At 39.6% G+C, this 16,833-nt stretch carries 15 protein-coding genes; 7 read left to right on the top strand and 8 right to left on the bottom strand.

Translation table 11 applies throughout. From position 1 onward, the window contains the following. Nucleotides 1–225: 225 nt before the first annotated feature. Both HQN83_RS20755 and HQN83_RS20760 read right to left on the bottom strand, forming a co-directional pair. A complete protein-coding gene (locus HQN83_RS20755; RefSeq protein ID WP_173092964.1) occupies nt 226–1,491 on the bottom strand; it encodes a hypothetical protein in 1,266 nt (421 codons plus the stop codon). Beyond that, the gene (locus tag HQN83_RS20760; protein WP_317172527.1) at nt 1,478–2,086 is read right to left on the bottom strand and encodes an RNA polymerase sigma factor; all 609 of its coding nucleotides are present in this window, start codon (nt 2,084–2,086) and stop codon (nt 1,478–1,480) included. The genes HQN83_RS20755 and HQN83_RS20760 overlap by 14 nt, the downstream gene beginning before the upstream one ends. Nucleotides 2,087–2,273: 187 nt before the next feature. Between HQN83_RS20760 and HQN83_RS20765 the strand changes: the two genes are divergently transcribed. Then, nucleotides 2,274–3,116, top strand: coding sequence for a hypothetical protein (locus HQN83_RS20765; protein WP_173092965.1), 843 nt, complete (start codon nt 2,274–2,276; stop codon nt 3,114–3,116). A 168-nt stretch (nt 3,117–3,284) separates the two neighbouring features. Here HQN83_RS20765 and HQN83_RS20770 read toward each other — a convergent pair whose 3' ends face one another. Continuing rightward, complete coding sequence (locus tag HQN83_RS20770; protein WP_173092967.1) at nt 3,285–3,836, bottom strand: hypothetical protein; 552 nt, start codon at nt 3,834–3,836, stop codon at nt 3,285–3,287. Nucleotides 3,837–3,892: 56 nt separating this feature from the next. Then, the gene (locus tag HQN83_RS20775; RefSeq protein ID WP_173092968.1) at nt 3,893–5,455 is read right to left on the bottom strand and encodes a sulfatase family protein; all 1,563 of its coding nucleotides are present in this window, start codon (nt 5,453–5,455) and stop codon (nt 3,893–3,895) included. A gap of 85 nt (nt 5,456–5,540) precedes the next feature. Between HQN83_RS20775 and HQN83_RS20780 the strand changes: the two genes are divergently transcribed. The 3 genes from HQN83_RS20780 to HQN83_RS20790 all read left to right on the top strand — a co-directional run bounded on the left by HQN83_RS20780 (nt 5,541) and on the right by HQN83_RS20790 (nt 11,550). Beyond that, nucleotides 5,541–5,858: a hypothetical protein gene (locus HQN83_RS20780; RefSeq protein ID WP_173092969.1), complete on the top strand. Its 318-nt coding sequence runs from the start codon at nt 5,541–5,543 to the stop codon at nt 5,856–5,858. Nucleotides 5,859–5,950: 92 nt separating this feature from the next. Continuing rightward, nucleotides 5,951–10,333 carry a CusA/CzcA family heavy metal efflux RND transporter gene (locus HQN83_RS20785; protein ID WP_173092970.1) on the top strand — a complete coding sequence of 1,461 codons (4,383 nt, stop codon included), beginning with the start codon at nt 5,951–5,953 and terminating at the stop codon, nt 10,331–10,333. 8 nt (nt 10,334–10,341) lie between these two features. Further along, nucleotides 10,342–11,550 carry an efflux RND transporter periplasmic adaptor subunit gene (locus HQN83_RS20790; protein WP_173092971.1) on the top strand — a complete coding sequence of 403 codons (1,209 nt, stop codon included), beginning with the start codon at nt 10,342–10,344 and terminating at the stop codon, nt 11,548–11,550. A 385-nt stretch (nt 11,551–11,935) separates the two neighbouring features. Here the strand turns inward: HQN83_RS20790 and HQN83_RS20795 are convergent, their stop codons facing one another. Next, nucleotides 11,936–12,889: a SphA family protein gene (locus HQN83_RS20795; RefSeq protein ID WP_173092972.1), complete on the bottom strand. Its 954-nt coding sequence runs from the start codon at nt 12,887–12,889 to the stop codon at nt 11,936–11,938. Nucleotides 12,890–13,132: 243 nt separating this feature from the next. On the opposite strand from HQN83_RS20795, the gene HQN83_RS20800 reads away from it, so the two are divergent. Beyond that, entirely contained in the window at nt 13,133–13,591 is a 459-nt protein-coding gene (locus tag HQN83_RS20800; RefSeq protein ID WP_217277442.1) for an SRPBCC family protein, read from the top strand. Here the strand turns inward: HQN83_RS20800 and HQN83_RS20805 are convergent. Continuing rightward, the gene (locus HQN83_RS20805) at nt 13,588–15,087 is read right to left on the bottom strand and encodes a serine hydrolase (protein WP_173092973.1); all 1,500 of its coding nucleotides are present in this window, start codon (nt 15,085–15,087) and stop codon (nt 13,588–13,590) included. The genes HQN83_RS20800 and HQN83_RS20805 overlap by 4 nt on opposite strands. Before the next feature lie 168 nt (nt 15,088–15,255). Between HQN83_RS20805 and HQN83_RS20810 the strand changes: the two genes are divergently transcribed. Further along, the gene (locus tag HQN83_RS20810) at nt 15,256–15,840 is read left to right on the top strand and encodes an RNA polymerase sigma factor (RefSeq protein WP_173092975.1); all 585 of its coding nucleotides are present in this window, start codon (nt 15,256–15,258) and stop codon (nt 15,838–15,840) included. A gap of 90 nt (nt 15,841–15,930) precedes the next feature. Next, nucleotides 15,931–16,092 (top strand): hypothetical protein, encoded by a 162-nt coding sequence (locus tag HQN83_RS20815; protein WP_173092976.1) that lies wholly within the window; start codon nt 15,931–15,933, stop codon nt 16,090–16,092. A 31-nt stretch (nt 16,093–16,123) separates the two neighbouring features. Here HQN83_RS20815 and HQN83_RS20820 read toward each other — a convergent pair whose 3' ends face one another. Together HQN83_RS20820 and HQN83_RS20825 are read right to left on the bottom strand one after the other, a co-directional pair. Next, on the bottom strand, nt 16,124–16,603 hold the full coding sequence (locus tag HQN83_RS20820; protein WP_173092977.1) for a DUF3368 domain-containing protein: 480 nt from the start codon (nt 16,601–16,603) through the stop codon (nt 16,124–16,126). After that, nucleotides 16,575–16,811 (bottom strand): UPF0175 family protein, encoded by a 237-nt coding sequence (locus HQN83_RS20825; RefSeq protein ID WP_173092978.1) that lies wholly within the window; start codon nt 16,809–16,811, stop codon nt 16,575–16,577. Before HQN83_RS20825 ends, HQN83_RS20820 begins: the two co-directional genes overlap by 29 nt. Nucleotides 16,812–16,833 lie beyond the last annotated feature (22 nt).

Consider the following 16,833-nt stretch of genomic DNA (forward strand, 5'->3'; position numbering starts at 1 on the left):
AATTTATCCCACAAAAGCAGATTTTATATGGTGTATAAACGACATTTTGAGTGGTGATTTATGACAAATAAAGAACGAATGTGGAAATTTGTATGAATCTTAAATATAGGTAATTATATTAAATATTCGGTTAGGATATCTTAGGTTTTACGGTAGGTATACCGGTGTGAATTTTTTAAAAAAGTTAAGGAAGCTAAATCAGTTTTTTGTGAATTAAAACAAAATCTATTTTTTGCCCCCAGATTTAGGAAACAATCCAAGGTTCAGCGAGAATGCAACTCCTGTAGATTTTAATCTGGCATTGCCATTACCAATTCCTGTAAGTGGTAATTTAACAAATGGTTGTACGCCAAAACTAAGTGTGTTTGTTATCCTTCTTTCAAAGCTTAAAGAAAGGTTTGCTACGCCAAAGATGTGCTGGTTTTGATTTTTGATTTCAAGCTCTGAAATTTTTTGCGGTCCTCCCTGTGGTCCAGTTATGTATTTGTATTTTTCATTAAGCATAAAATAACTCGATAGGCCAGAATTTAAACCTATTGAATAGTTTCTCCTTTTTAAAAATGTGTAGTTTACATTAAGCGGAACATCCAACACAATACAATCCGCATTAACTTGCCAGGCATTTTTCAAATAGGCCGTTCCTGCCGATCCAATTCCACCATAGTTGTATAATTTTCTAGAATAAATTGCGCCTGTAGTTACACTAATTTTATTGGTAATGGCATAAGTAGCCAATACACCTATGTTGCTGCTGATCTTGGTGTCTACGTTCAATTTAGCATTTGAAATGTCGGGAGCTGCCATAATAGAGAGTGTAAGTTTTGTATGGTCAGGTAGGCCGGAATTTACCACGGGTTTATTAGTTTGTGCTAAAACCTCAGCTTTCTTATCTGTCGACTTCTCTATAGGTTTGTCTGTCAAAGGGCTATCAATTGCAACTAAAAGTGGTTTGTCTTCAGCTTTTGGAGTTACAATCGGAGTTACAACTTCTGCAATTAGCTCTTGTTTTTTCTGTTCTTTAACGATGGCAGTATCAGGAGTGCTAACAAGTTCCTGACTGTTGTCGATAACTTTTGGTGTTGTAACGTAATTTTTGCCCACGTTTTTAACGGATGTTTCAACAGGTGTCACAACAGTTGATTCAACAGAACGTTCAGCAGGTTCCGGAGTTGCTTTTACAACAGAACTTGTGTCAGCGCCTATAATTACAGAATTATTATTTACAGGTTTTTGTGGTTTAGGACCTGCTATTTCAATTTTTTTAGGATCTTCTATAATAGTTTTATTAGAATCAGCGAAATACCAAAACAAGCCAACTACAAGTGCAGCAGCAATACCACTTGCGGCCAACAACCAAAATGGGATAACCTTTTTCTTGCCCTGTGCATCCAGTTTTTGCTCCATCTTTGCCCAGTCCAATTCATTGAAAGGGATTTCAGGATCATGCAACCCATCTTTAAACAGCTTATCTATTCCATTATCTTTTTCCATCTACAGCTATCTTGTTTTGTGAAGGCATTTCACTTTGAACACTAAAATTGTTAATATATATATCCCCCGACTTATTTCCACCCGAGGAATTAAGCCTTTCTTGCAGCTTTTGTCTTGCTTTAAATAAATTTGATTTCGATGTCCCTATTGATATATTTAAAAGTTCCGAAATTTCTTCATGCGAGTATCCATCTATTGCAAATAAGTTAAATACCGTGCGATAAGCTGGAGGCAATCCCTGAACCAAAACCAGCAAATCTTTATAGGCCATTTGTTCATATACCTGAGCCGGTCCGCCTATGTCCTCATGATCAGTCAATTCATCATGTTTCGAAAACTTAAGGCTCTTCCTGTAATGGTCAATAGCAGTATTGGTTATAATCTTTCCCAGCCATGCTTTAAAAGGCTTTTCGGGGTCGTATTTTTCAATATTTGTAAATACTTTCATGAACCCATTATTCAATACATCTGCCGCATCATCATCATTCAAAGCGTACCGACGGCATATAGCCATGCCATAACTATAAAATTCTTTATAGAGCAAATACTGACTTGATCTGTCCTTCCTGATGCAACCTTCAATAATTTCCTGCACCTATTTTTTCGATTTTACATTGGCCATTTTCACCTATACTAGCTATAGTACGTTGAAGTTACGCAATAGGTTGCCTTAAAAATAAATATTTATTTTCTCAGTTCTACGCAACCATTTATGCAGTCTTCCCGTAATCCTTTTTAGTTATAAGTAAACTATTTAATTCACCTTAAAAACAAAACCCTTTATGTCAACTCTATTTAAAAAAATGCTTGTGCTGTGTAGTGTAACCGCAGTACTTTTTACGGCCTGCTCAAAAAAGAAAAATGAAGTAATCAAAGAACCGGAAGTGTCTTTGGATCTTAAACTTGCAGCTTCGGCATCGTTCGGGAATGTTCTTACTGATGGAACAGGTAAAACCCTTTATTGTTTTGTAAAAGATGCCAATAGTACATCTGTTTGTGTTGATGGTTGTTTAGTTACCTGGCCGGTATACTATGCGGCGAATGGAAATCCTCCTTCAGGTTTAAATGCCGCTGATATTGGCACCATTACAAGGGCTGATGGGAAAAAACAAACCACTTACAAGGGATGGCCGCTGTATTATTATAACGGAGATAAAGCCAAAGAAGAGATTAAGGGAGATGGTGTAGGAGGAGTATGGTTTGTGGCTAAACCAGATTATTCAGTTATGATGGCCAGCAAACAGTTGGTTGGTATGGATGGTAAAAATTATACAGCAGATGCTAAGGAGGGAGATGGGGTAACTTTGTACCTGACAGATGCAAAAGGCCGTACTTTATATGCCTTTACTCCTGATACTTTTAACAAGAACAATTTTACAAAGCCTGATTTGAGCAACAATGCAGTGTGGCCGATCTTTGAATCGGAGATATTAAATGTTCCCTCTGTACTTACAAAAGATATGTTGACGGTGATTACTTCGGTTGGTAAAAACCAGTTAACTTACAAAGGGCATCCGCTTTACTATTTCGGATCTGATGCGGTGAAAGGGGAGACTAAGGGGGTAAGTGTGCCTAAGCCGGGCGTTTGGCCAGTGCTTACGCTTAATACGGTGCCGTTGCAATAAGGGCGTTATTTGATTCTGCTTCTGGCAATTTGATTATGCTCCTCGTCATCCTGAATTTATTTCAGGACCCCTCAAGAGAAAGAAAACCTTGCTAGTGCGAGGTCCTGAAATAAATTCAGGATGACGGATTTTTTAATGCGCTTTACAACACAGGTTGTTTAATAACCTTTACAACCCAGCTTGCAGCTGGGTTCCTTTTATGTAAACCCGACCTGCTCGTTCCAGGTTTTCTTCACTTTTAGTGGTAATCTTGATGATGTTCATACTTTTTACTGATCCTTTTAAAGAACCAAAATCGTTTTCACACAATACATTAATACTTAAAATATAATTCTCATCAATTTTAAAGTCTGCGATATTACCTTTTACCAAATCATTATCCACCATATACAATGTGGAGGCCGATGGAGATTCGATATACTTGTTTTTGATTTCTTCAAGCGTCATGAATCTATGAAGTCCCGGATTTTTTGTGGCGATATAAACCTCACCGAACTTACTATCTGAATTTACAGTAACTTCTTTGATCTCGTCTTTATTAAAGAGTGGGAGGCAGGCACCAACCAGTGCGCTATCCAGAAAATACTTTGGCGTAGTTCCGGTAGGCAATTTCTTAATGTCCTTTTCGTAAACAACATTTACCTTTTCAGAAACTAAATCTGTTTGGCCTACAGCATTTATAGCTAGCAGACAAATTGTAAGCATGAATAATAACCTCATAATGCTATCCCCCTTTAATAACGGAATATAAGGAATATTATCAAATAAATGTAAAATTATAAATTTTTTATCACCTGTTCCGCCTCTTCATCCTTGTATTCACTGATGGCGATTTCCAGCTTTTTCTTTAAGTCAGTCATTGTTGGTGCAAATTCCTTGCGGTCAGCCAAATTCTTTAATTCATTAGGATCTTTTTTTACATCATAAAGCTCCCAGTAATTTAGTTTTCCATAAAAACGAATCAGGGTATATTGATTGGTTCTGATGCCAAAGTGAGGATTTACCAAATGTGGACCGGGGTATTCGTAATAATGATAATAAACAGGTTTGTCAGGCTTCCCTGTTTTGATACCTTTAAGCAATGGCCAAAATGATTTGCCTTGTATATCAGCAGGCACTTTTGCACCGGCAACATCCAGTAAAGTAGGTGCCCAATCTACATTGGCTACTATATTGTTTACCGTGCTGCCTGCCTTTACCTTACCTGGATACCTTACAATAAAAGGTGTTTTTAAAGATTCTTCATACATAAAGCGCTTGTCGAACCAACCATGTTCTCCTAAATAAAACCCCTGGTCTGATGCATAAATTACAATTGTATTTTTGCTCAGCTGTTCTTTATCCAGATAGTTTAAGATCTGTCCAATATTCCTATCCAGCGAATTTGCAGTAGCATAATAATCTTTCATATAACGCTGATACTTCCAAATAGCAAGGGCTTTGCCCGATAGTTTTTTCTGCTCAAAATCTTTAGTAACCTTTTGCTGATAGTATTCTGAAAAAGCTTTCCGCTGACTGGCGTTCATTCTTTTATATAAAATAAACTCATTAAAATCTACATTAACCTTTAAATCGCGGTCAAGCTGCATTGCTTTTGCAATGGTCATGTATTGTTGTTGCGCGGCAGGTCTGCCTGCATAATCATCAAAAAAAGTAGTAGGAAGTGGAAAATCTACATCATCATAAGCACCTAGATCTTGTATCTCCGGTAGCCATTCCCTGTGGGTAGCCTTTTCGCCGACCACCAAAAAGAAGGGTTTACTTTTATCCCGAGCATCGAGCCATTGCGTAGCCTTGTCGGTAATGATATTGGTAACATAGCCCTCTGTTCTCGTAGTGTCATTGCTTTGGCCTATAAAATCTGGATTGTAATAAAAACCCTGATCCGGCATGATTTCCCAATGGTCAAATGCTTTGCCCGGTAAAGTACCCAGGTGCCATTTGCCAATCCATGCCGTTTGGTAACCGGCTTTGTTCAATAGTCCCGGCAACATTTGCTGATCTACATTGAATTTGCCATCATTAGCTTTGTATCCATTAATATGGCTGTATTTGCCTGTTAAAAAGCAAGCCCTGCTTGGTCCGCAAATGGAATTGGTAACCAGCTGATTTTTAAAAATCGCACCCTCTTTGGCTAGTCTGTCAATGTTTGGTGTATGAGCTATTTTATTGCCATAGGCGCCAATTGCCTGATAAGCATGATCATCTGAAATAATCACGATAATATTAGGTTGAGCTGCTGCCTGAGGAGTTTCTTTGGTTTTTGAACCTAAAAATTTTATGCTCCCCAAAACGGCAAGTACACATGCAATGCTCCAAAAAACGACTAGTCTTATCATATCTTCTTAAAAAATAACCGGTTAGATTTCGGGGATAAGATACGTAATGTTAGATTTTTTTTTACTTTTGGAAAAATTGTTTGCTGTGAAATTCTTCAGTTGGCTTGTTTGTTTGATCGTTATTGTTGTAAGCTTTACGCCTTGCAAGGATTTGGTGAACGCCAAGGTTTCTGAGATTACAAGTGTTTCAGTGGCAGGCCATGCAGATGATCACAATAGTTTAGCAAATGATAATTGCTCTCCATTTTGTGTTTGTTGCTGCTGCAGTACCCCAACAGTTGTAACGCAAACCTTATTAACCAACACTGCCATTTCTATTGTTAGTGTTCAGTATTCAGATGTTGTGCCGGGCCATATCAGTCCAGCAGATCCATCAGTCTGGCAGCCTCCTAAATTAGGTTAATTTAAATTTCAGGTTTATTGTATCGGATTTCCCTATGGGTTGATTCCGCCATGCATTACCATGTTTTTTTTATTAACATAATTTAAAATTCAATGCTGAAAAAAATCATTCAGTTTTCTGTACATAATAAATTGGTGATCGCTTTATTTACCCTCGGCCTTATTGCCTGGGGTGTTTATTCGCTAAAACAATTACCAATAGATGCCGTGCCCGATATTACAAATAATCAGGTACAGGTAATTACGCTTAGCCCTTCTCTGGCAACTCAGGAAGTAGAAAGGCTAATTTCTTACCCAGTCGAACAAACCATGTCTACCATACCCGAAATTGAACAGGTACGTTCTATTTCCAGATTTGGTTTGTCGGTAGTAACCATCGTTTTTCATGACGATGTAGATATTTACTGGGCGCGCCAGCAGGTTAACGAAAAGCTTGCCGAGGCAAAAAATAACATCCCCTCAGGATTAGGAAATCCTGAAATCTCTCCAATATCAACAGGTCTTGGCGAGATATACCAATATGTAATCCATGCAAAGCCGGGCTTTGAAGATAAATACGATGCCCGAGAATTGCGCAGTATTCAGGACTGGATTGTCAGAAAGCAATTGCTGGGAACTCCCGGTATTGCCGAAGTAAACAGTTTTGGTGGCTTGTTAAAGCAGTATGAAATCGCACTTGATCCCGATAAATTAAGAGGATTTAACTTGAGCATCGCTGATGTTTTTACTGCCTTGGAATCCAGCAATCAAAATACCGGTGGAGCTTATATTGATAAAAAGCCAAACGCTTATTTTATCCGTAGCGAGGGCTTAATTGGCAGTCTTGATGATATCAATAAAATTGTGGTTAAGAACAATGCCAACGGAATTCCCCTGCTTATCCGTGATATTGCCACTGTTCAATTGGGCAGTTCTATCCGTTATGGCGCACTTACAAGGGCAACTACCAAAGGCCATGGCGAGGCCGTTGGTGGCATCGTAATGATGCTAAAAGGTGCAAATGCCAATGATGTAGTAAAAAAGGTAAAGGCTAAAATTGAACGGATCAATAAAACCTTGCCAGAAGGCGTTGTGGTTGAGCCTTTCCTGGATAGAAGCGCTTTGGTAGATCGTGCAATGGGTACGGTAGCTAAAAACTTGATAGAGGGTGCATTGATTGTAATCTTTGTGCTTGTTCTTTTCTTAGGTAACCTGAGGGCCGGACTGGTAGTCGCCTCGGTTATCCCGCTATCCATGCTTTTTGCGATTTCCCTAATGAACCTCTTTGGGGTATCAGGAAACCTAATGAGTTTGGGAGCTATCGACTTTGGACTCATCGTAGATGGGGCTGTAATCATAGTGGAAGCCACTATGCATATTCTTGCCGGCAATAAATTGGGTAGGGGCTACACGCAACCTGAAATGGATGAGCAGGTAGAGAAATCATCTGTGCGCATGATGAGCGCTGCTGCCTTCGGACAGATTATTATCTTGATCGTGTACCTGCCAATTCTTGCACTGGTCGGTATAGAGGGTAAAATGTTTGGTCCTATGGCACAAACTGTTTCTTTCGCCATTCTTGGTGCCTTTATTCTTTCGCTTACCTATGTGCCAATGGTTTCCTCTTTGGTATTAAGCAAGAAAGCAACGCATAAAAGGAACTTCTCCGATCGTATGATGGATTTCTTTCAACGTCAATATAGTCCGGTTATACAGGCGGCATTGCGTAAACGCGTGGTTGTAGTTGTATCTTCTGTGGTGCTTTTGGCGGTAAGTATAGTATCGTTTATGAGAATGGGAGGCGAGTTTATCCCTACGTTAGAAGAAGGCGATTTCGCTGTTGAAACCCGCTTGCTTACGGGTAGTTCTTTATCTCAAACAATTGATAAAGTAAATCAAGCTTCTGATATTCTGGTTAAGCGGTTCCCTGAGGTAAAAGAGGTGATTGGAAAGATTGGCGCAGCTGAAATTCCAACTGATCCGATGCCTATGGAAGCCTGCGATCTTACCATCATTTTAAAAGATAAAAAAGACTGGACGACTACCAAGGATAGGGTAGAACTGGCCGAGTTGATGGGGAAGGCATTGGAGGATGTACCTGGTGTAAGCTTTGGTTTCTCTCAGCCTATTCAGCTTCGCTCTAATGAGCTGATCTCTGGTGTAAGGCAGGATATTGGTATTAAGATATTTGGCGATGACCTAAGCGAGCTGACGGACATTTCGCAAAAGATAGGGAAGATCGTTTCCACTGTTGAAGGAGCAAAAGATCTTTATCTGGAGCAGGCTACCGGGCTTCCGCAGATTGTTGTAAAGATCAACCGGGATAGAATTGCTCAATATGGTTTAACAGTTGAAACAGTAAATCAGGCACTAAATACTGCTTTTGCAGGTCAATCTGCCGGAGTGGTTTACGAGGGCGAGCAACGTTATGATATGGTGGTACGCTTGTCTCAGCAAAATCGTCAGGACATTAATGATGTGAGAAACGTTTATGTAACCGCACCTAATGGCAATCAGGTTCCTTTAGATCAGCTTGCTGATGTAGAATTTAAGGTAGGGCCCAATCAGATTCAACGTGAAGATACCAAGCGCAGAATCATTGTTGGACTAAATGTAAGAGGTCGTGATATTGCCAGTGTGGTAACAGAGATTGAAGAAAAGATCAATGCGCAAATTAAACTGCCAACAGGGTATTATATCACTTATGGCGGACAGTTTGAAAACCTAAAGGAAGCTACTCAAAGACTTTCTATAGCAGTTCCGGTTGCGTTGGCGCTGATCTTACTTTTACTGTATTTCTCTTTTGGATCGGTTAAGCAGTCGGTACTTATCTTTTCGGCCATTCCAATGGCGGCAATAGGTGGTATTTTTGCATTGCTGTTACGCGGAATGCCTTTCAGTATTTCTGCAGGAGTTGGCTTTATTGCGCTTTTTGGTGTGGCCGTGCTAAATGGGATTGTGCTAATCACTGAGTTTAACCGACTGAGGAAACTCGATAAATATGGATTGGACGAAATTGTGCTTAAAGGTACAGCCATCCGTTTAAGGCCGGTATTAATGACAGCCACAGTGGCTTCATTGGGATTCCTGCCTATGGCTATCTCTACAGCAGCAGGAGCAGAGGTTCAGAAACCACTTGCTACCGTTGTAATCGGCGGACTTATTACCTCTACTATTCTAACTTTAATTGTATTGCCAGTGCTATATACTTATTTCGAAGGCTATAAGCGAAAGCCTAAAACCAATGTTCCGGTAGCAGTCCTGGCGATTATCGCGTTGTTCACCTTTATTGGGCCTGTAGCCAATGCGCAACAACCTTCCGTAAAAGGAAATCCGCTTACGATGGAACAAGCTGTGCAAACTGCCATTAAAAACAACCAGGCTATGAAATCTTCAGGTCTCCAGGTTAATCAGCAGCAGGCATTAAGGGGAAGTTCAACTGATTTAGGGAAAACGAATCTCGATGTTCAATACGGACAGTTTAACGGGATTAAGAATGACAATAATTTTAGTATTTCCCAGAACATTCCATATCCGGGACTGTTTAAAAACCAGCGTAATTTGTATGATGCGCAGATTAAAGGTGCTGAGATTAGTGTAGCTGTAACGCAAAATGAGTTGACCTATCAGGTTGAAAACACCTATATGCAATTGGCTTATTTTGTTGCTTTAAAGGATCTGTATCAGAGTCAGGATTCTCTTTACAGTTATTTTGTAAAAGCAGCTTCCTTAAGGTACGAAACAGGGGAAACTAATTTGCTTGAAAAAACGACTGCCGAAACGCAGTATAATGAGGTAAGGAATCAAATGAGTAAAAACGAATCTGATATTCTGGCTTATACTTCTGAACTGCAGCGTTTACTCAACACTCAAGAGCCTATTGAAATTGTTAAAGGACAGTTTAAACAGGCAGAATGGAATATTGCGACAGGCACTAGTGTAAGTGCAAATCCACAGCTTGCTTTACAAAAACAGCAGATTGAAATTGCTGATAAAGCGTTAGGTGTAGAGAAAGCCCGTTCCGGTCCTGATTTTACAGTTGGTTATTTTAACCAGTCTATTATTGGTATTCACAACGTAAACGGTCAGGATTTATATTTTAATGGCGGTAAAAGGTTTCAGGGTGTACAGGCGGGAGTTGCAATTCCTCTGTTTTTTAAGCCTTTTTCTTCCCGTATAAAAGCGGCTAAAATTGAGAAACAGGTATCGGAAAGTCAGTATGATCTTTTTCAGACCAATTTGCAGGGTGAATACAATAAGGCTAATCAGGAGTTGCTTAAAAACTCACGCAGTATTGATTACTACAAAAAAAGTGCACTGCCAAATACCAACCTGATTTTAAAGCAGTCGCAGATTGCCTTTCAGAATGGAGAGATCGGTTATGTAGAATACCTCCAGGGATTAAGGACTTATTCGGAAACCAACTTTAGCTATTTGCAGGCTATCAATCAATACAATCAATCAGTTTATACACTTCAATACCTCAGTGGTTTATAATTAAGAAAATGAAAAGAACTATTCAAGTTATCAGCAGGATCATCTATGTCTCCCTATTTGCTGTGGTTTTAACCTCATGCGGAGGAAGTACACCGAAATCTGAAGAAAAAACAGAAGTTAAAGAAACGGAAGAAGCAGGTCATGAAGATGAAAACTCTGTAGAATTTACAGCGGCACAATTTAAAACGGCAGGCATTACCTTAGGTTCACCTGAGCTTAAAGATTTAAGTGGTTTACTAAAGGTTAATGGTTTTATTGACGTGCCTCCACAAAATCTGGTAAGCGTTACTACCCAAATGGGAGGGATTGTTAAATCGACACCTTTATTGCAGGGAAGTACGGTAACCAAAGGACAGGTAATTGCTGTTTTACAAAATCAAGAATATGTATTGCTTCAGCAGGACTATCTGGAAAGTAAAAGTCAGCTGGAACTTGCCGATTCAGAATATAAGAGGCAGCAAACATTGGCCGAGCAGAATGTAAATGCAAAGAAAACATTGCAGCAGGCACGTGCTCAGTTTCAAAGTATGCTGGCCAGAGAAAGTGCATTGAAACAAAGGTTGCAATTGATAAATATCAACCCGGCAAGCTTATCGGCTGCAAACATCAGAAGTCAGATCAATATTTACGCACCTATCAGCGGTTATGTAACCAAGGTAAATGTAAATACGGGCAAGTTTGTAAATCCAAATGATGCGATGTTTGAAATTGTAAATAGCGCTAATCTGCACGTTGAATTGAACGTGTTTGAAAGGGATGCTTCGAAAGTGAAGGCTGGTCAAAGGGTTCGCTTTACAATGGCCAATGATACGGAAGAGCAGATCGCTTTTGTACAGTTGGTTGGTCGGGAGATTAATGCTGATAAAACGATTACTGTTCATGCCATTTCTAAGGGGAGTACTAGTTTTATTCCGGGCGCATATCTGAAAGCTTATATTGAAACGGGTACTAATAAGGTACTTGCATTGCCTAATAGCGCTGTGGTAGACTTTGGTGGCAAGACGTACATCTTCGTTTCGGAAGGAGTGAAGAAGGAAGGAGTAGAAGAAAATCACCATTTTAAAATGGTAGAAGTGGTTACCGGAGTTAGTGATGGCGGATTTTTAGAAGTTCAGCTTCCGGAGGGTATGGATGTAACGGGAAAGGTAGTTTTGAAAGGCACTTACGATTTGCTCTCTAAATTGAAAAACAGCGAAGAAGCCGGGCACGGTCATTAATGTTGTTTAACCGACTGTCTTCGCTATCGGTGAAGTAGTTCCAATCGTTGTCGTCATGTTCGTCTCGTCATGCCGAATTTATTTCAGCATCCCGCAAGAGAAAGGAAACCAGACTAGTGAGGGATGCTGAAATAAATTACCAATGACAAAGAGGTTATTCTGCTCGTTGTATATAGCGGTCGTCATGCCGCTGAAGAGCGGTATCTCGCACCAGCGAGGCTTCCTTTCTCTTGCGGGGTCCTGACCTCGAAGAAGCTGCGAAGCAAAATAAATTCAGGATGACGACTGAGTATACAAAATTGTCATTACTACTTTTTTGTATTTTTTCTAATGCTAGGCTCTCAGCATGACGATTTATGACGATTTTTTTGTGCGACTATGCGATCTAATGAGACGGTATCAAAATATTAACCCCGGCTTGAACCGCAGTTCCGGCAAATCTGTTTTTCGCGCCAAAGTTTTGCGTTATCCTCCCCATAAGTCCTACTTTCATTGGGGTTATCCAGTATGAAACAAAACCTCCAACACCTGCAATACGATCGGAAACAAAACCTCCGTTCGTGCCTTTATCATCTGAGATTTGACTGGTGTAATGGCTAAATATACCTACCTGATCTCCTCTTTTGCTCAATAAATAAGTGCCACCTAAATCCACTGTCAAGTGACTTCCTTCTTTGAAATCAGTATCATGCTGCCATGAATTCAATTCAACTGTGGTAGCCAATGAAACAGTGACTTTATCAGCAGGTTCTACTCTGCCTGCTACCCTAATGTTATGCGACCAATAACCATGGCCACCATTGTCAAGATCATGTGGTTTATATCTGCCTGTAGGTGCCCAAAACCCATAATTTACTGCATAGCTGAATTTTCCTTTTGCCCATGATAACCAAACAGGCTGCACATACATATCACCAAAACCTATACTTTTGTTGGTAAATACATAAGTGCCGGAGCCGGTTTGACTCGAATAATAGTCGAGGGCAATATTCGCAGTCGGACTGTTTAGCATCGGGATCGCCATCATTCCCCAGTTGGCACCCAATATTTTACCTTTTCCACCATAAATGGCCATTAGGATAAAGGAATGGGTTTTTACATTTTGTGCTATCTTAAGTGATGTCGGGTTTCCTGGGGCTGGGTTAATCAGTTGATCGGATTTGTTACCGGCAGCATTGTGGTAGTCCATATTCGCGAAACCATACCAAACGGGAATAATAAGCCCTGGATGCGGCGCAAAATAATCACCGGGATTAAAAGATGAACCTGTGTAATGACCTTGGGAGAAAGCAGAAAAGTAGAGGGATACTGTTAACAATAGTGTAAAAAGTTTTTTCATAGGAGTGAGAATTAGCGTAATTGTTTATGGTTGGTTTAAAGGATGAACAAATTTTGAGGATTTTTGTTTTTAGAAAAGTGTTAAGCCTGAGGTTGTTATGCGTTTCTGCGCACCTTGAGCGTACCTCCTGCGTACTTTCTGCGGGAAAAGCACCTGGTTTCCGCATTTGCTGTGCAGAAGCCCCGCAGAAGGTGCGCAAAAGCAGGGAATAAAATGGCTATATTTAACTAAACATCTATAACTATGGAAAAAGTAACTAAAACTCCAAGTGTACAGGCGCAAATGCTAATCAGAAGGCCCGTTGCTGTTGTGTTTGATGCATTTATTGATCCTGAGATCACCAAACATTTTTGGTTTACCAAAGGAAGTGGTAGGCTGGAGGAAGGGAAAACAATTGCCTGGGAATGGGAAATGTATAATGTTTCCAATTCTGTATTGGTTAAAGAAATTGTGCCGAATGAAAAAATATCTGTTGAATGGGATGCTTATTTAACTACCGTTGATTTTGAATTTCAGGCATTAAGTGAGGGCACTACCTATGTTACCATTACACAGCACGGTTTTCAGACGACAGGAGATGAGTTGCTGGCAGAGATCAATGGAGCCAGCGGTGGCTTTACTACTGTAGTTGACGGCCTAAAGGCTTATCTGGAGCATGGCATCAACCTGAATTTAATAGCAGATAAGTTTGCGAAAAGTTAGGGTGTTTTATCAAAATCCAGATCACTAAACAGGAAGTCGTCGGAATCGATATTTAGCTTAAATCCGGTTATTTTCTTGTTGTTATCTCTTGTAAAAACTACCTCGCCTTCCTGTACAAAAGGATCATTAAAGACAATTTTGAATCGATCGGCGTCAATGTTGTATAAAAAACCCGAGAAAAGTTCCTTTGTAGGAAGTAATTCGAGGAACGGTTTACCTTTTTCTTTTCTGATTCTTGCTTTGCCGTAGGCCAGATCTTCATATTCACCTTGATAGCGGTTAAAGTTGGGTATTACATCGCTTTTTTTAGGCTGCGGTTTTCTTTTCTTATCCCAATCAAAAACGGTAGCTTTTCCAGACATATCCTTGTCAGCTTCCTTCCAGTTGAATGTGTCTTTTTTAGTCATGTAGTTAGCGATTTCTTTCACTAACTGATCGTTAATCTGTGATATTTTATTGGTGAGAATTACTATGCCGGAACTGCTGTCGGGGAATAGAACCACGCTGGATATATAGCCTGGCATCCCTCCATTATGGTTAACCATCTTGCCGTTTTTGGTTTGTTTAATGAACCAACCTAATCCATACCCATCGTCTTTATTATCTGAGGTTAGTGTTTTAATGCTGGTTATGGTTTTAATAGTCCCATCATTCAGTATGGTGGTGTCGTTAGCCCGGCCATTTGCAAGCCACATTTGCATCCAGGTTAGCATGTCGTCAATGTTTGAATCTACACCACCCGCTGGGCTAATGTTGTGCATGTTGAGTGGTTTGATCGGTTTATTCTGGATGTGCGGCAAGGCAAAATTGCTTTCACTGGTTATGGAATCTCTGTTGGTAATTGTGCCCGACATTTTTAATGGTTTGAAAATCCTTTCTTTTAGGAACTCGTCCCATGTTTTTCCGGTAACGGACTCAACAACGAGTCCTGCTACCAGGTACATGATGTTCTGGTAAGCAAAATCTGTACGGAAATTGGTCCGGATTGGAGAGTAACGGATTAATTTAGCTATGTCTTCTCTGGTGTATTTGGTGCCGTACCAAAGCAGGTCGCCATCAAATGTTTTTAGGCCTGATCTGTGACTTAAAATATCTACAATAGTGAGCTCTTTTGTAATCCAGGGATCGCTCAGTTTAAAATTGGGCAGGTATTTAACAACTTTATCGTCCCATTTGATTTTTCCTTCATCTACCAGAATGCCAAGTGCAGCTGCAGTAAAGGCTTTTGTGCAGGAAGATATAGGAAAAATTGTTTGGGTATTTACCGGTAGTCCTTTTGATGTGCTAGTTACACCGTAACCTTTTTTAAAGATTACTTTATGGTTTTTAATGATTCCAATGGCAAGACCGGGGATCTTATAATCAGACACCTGTTTCGCAATAAATTCATCAATATCAGTCGAGTCGTTTTGCTGACTGAAAGAGAGGTAAGGGGCAAGCAACAGAAGAATGATGAGGATCTTTTGTGTTGTCCTTGTAAAGCGTTTGTGGTTCATTTACTTAGGGATTGTATATCAAATGTATATTAATTCTCTAACTGTATCAATAGGTAGTGATGAAGCTAACTCGCTGTGTGTGAGTAGTACACTAACTAAATATTTGCAGTTTAATTAGTTAACATTTCCTTAATATTATATAGCTTTACAGTAAGGGTATTATTATTGATGGCTGACTACAGCAATTTTACTGATGTTGAAACACTTGCTTTAATGAAAGCAGGAGATGAACGAGCGCTTACTCATATTTACAATAAATATTGGGAAGGACTATTTGTGTCCGTTCACAACATCTTAAAAGATCAGCAAGCTTGCGAAGATATTATTCAGGAGATCTTTATTAAACTGTGGGATAAAAGAGGAAGTCTGGAGATCAGCATTTCGTTGAAAGCTTACTTGTTTGCAAGCTGCAGATATGAAGTATTCAGGCAGATTAAAACACAAAAAGTTCAGGTAGCAATATTTGACGGGTTGGAAGAACGTTTGCATGCGCCATCTGCTTATGGTAGTTTGGAGCATAAGGAATTGCTTCAACAGATTAATTCGATTGTAGATGCTTTGCCTGAGAAATGCAGGGAAGTTTACAAGCTTAGCAGAGAAGAAAACCTTAGTCATAAAGAGATTGCTGAAAAGCTAAACATTTCCACAAAAACTGTGGAGAATCATATGACCAGAGCACTGAGTCAGTTGCGCGGTTCTCTTGGCGGTTTGCTGACTATAGAGGTGATTACTTGGTTAATGAAGAATCATTAGGTCTTTGGCCGGATAAGCTTTTATGGAAAAACAGATAGGCAGCCTCAATTTGTTTGTTGTAAATGAATATGGTTATAAATTTTTAATTACATGAATGATAAGGATATCGAAATGTTAATTGATTTGGCTAGGATAAAACTAGCTGAGGCTAAACTCATGACTAAGAAGGAGGCAATTCTTTCACTTAACAAAGCTGGGATTCTTACTAAAAAAGGTAAGTTTATGAAGGTTTATAGTAAACTTGAAGCCTGATATCAGATCTAATACTATTATTGGATTAGCTTTATTTTTCTCCTGTTCTTTCAAGAACTAAGTCCACTAAAGCGGGTGAAATCCGGAAATCCGTAGCTTGAATTTTCTCTATATAAGGTCTAACATTTAAAATGACGCCGTATTCTTTAGCTTTCACTAGGAGACCGAGTGTTCCCATGAAATTTAAGGCCATTCTTGAAGCTAATTTGCGTCCTTTTAAATCATCAACAATTAGAATTGCATTTGATGTTTCCATTGCCAGCGCTATTGCACTGGCTTCACCTGCGTCAACATTTTCTTTAAAAACCTCCTGGAGTGCAGTGTCACGAACAGATCTGATTTCAATCCAATTGGGTAGCTCTGAGCCAAATTTCTGTTGAATTTCAGGTGTGGTAACTATATTTTTGAATACTTGATGTAGTATTTCGAACGCGCCAATCTTTTCTAAAGTAATAAAGCAGCTGGTTTCGGTAATGATGATATTATATTCCCGAGATCCTGTCCAATTCATCTCTTAAGTCGTCAGCAGAATAGTTAATGTAAGAAACACCATAATCACTAAGTAATTCAGCAAAGGTTCTCTTGGATAATCTGGCCATATCGGCAGCCTGACCTAGTGAAAGCTTGCCAGATTCGAATAATTTAGCCGCAATAAATCTAACAGTATCGTTATGATACTCAGCTAGGCTATCAGGAACTTCTAATGTTATCGTGGTCATAACTTTATGATGGATTATTGTT

The organism is Pedobacter foliorum (assembly GCF_013266735.1).
Classification (GTDB): domain Bacteria; phylum Bacteroidota; class Bacteroidia; order Sphingobacteriales; family Sphingobacteriaceae; genus Pedobacter; species Pedobacter foliorum.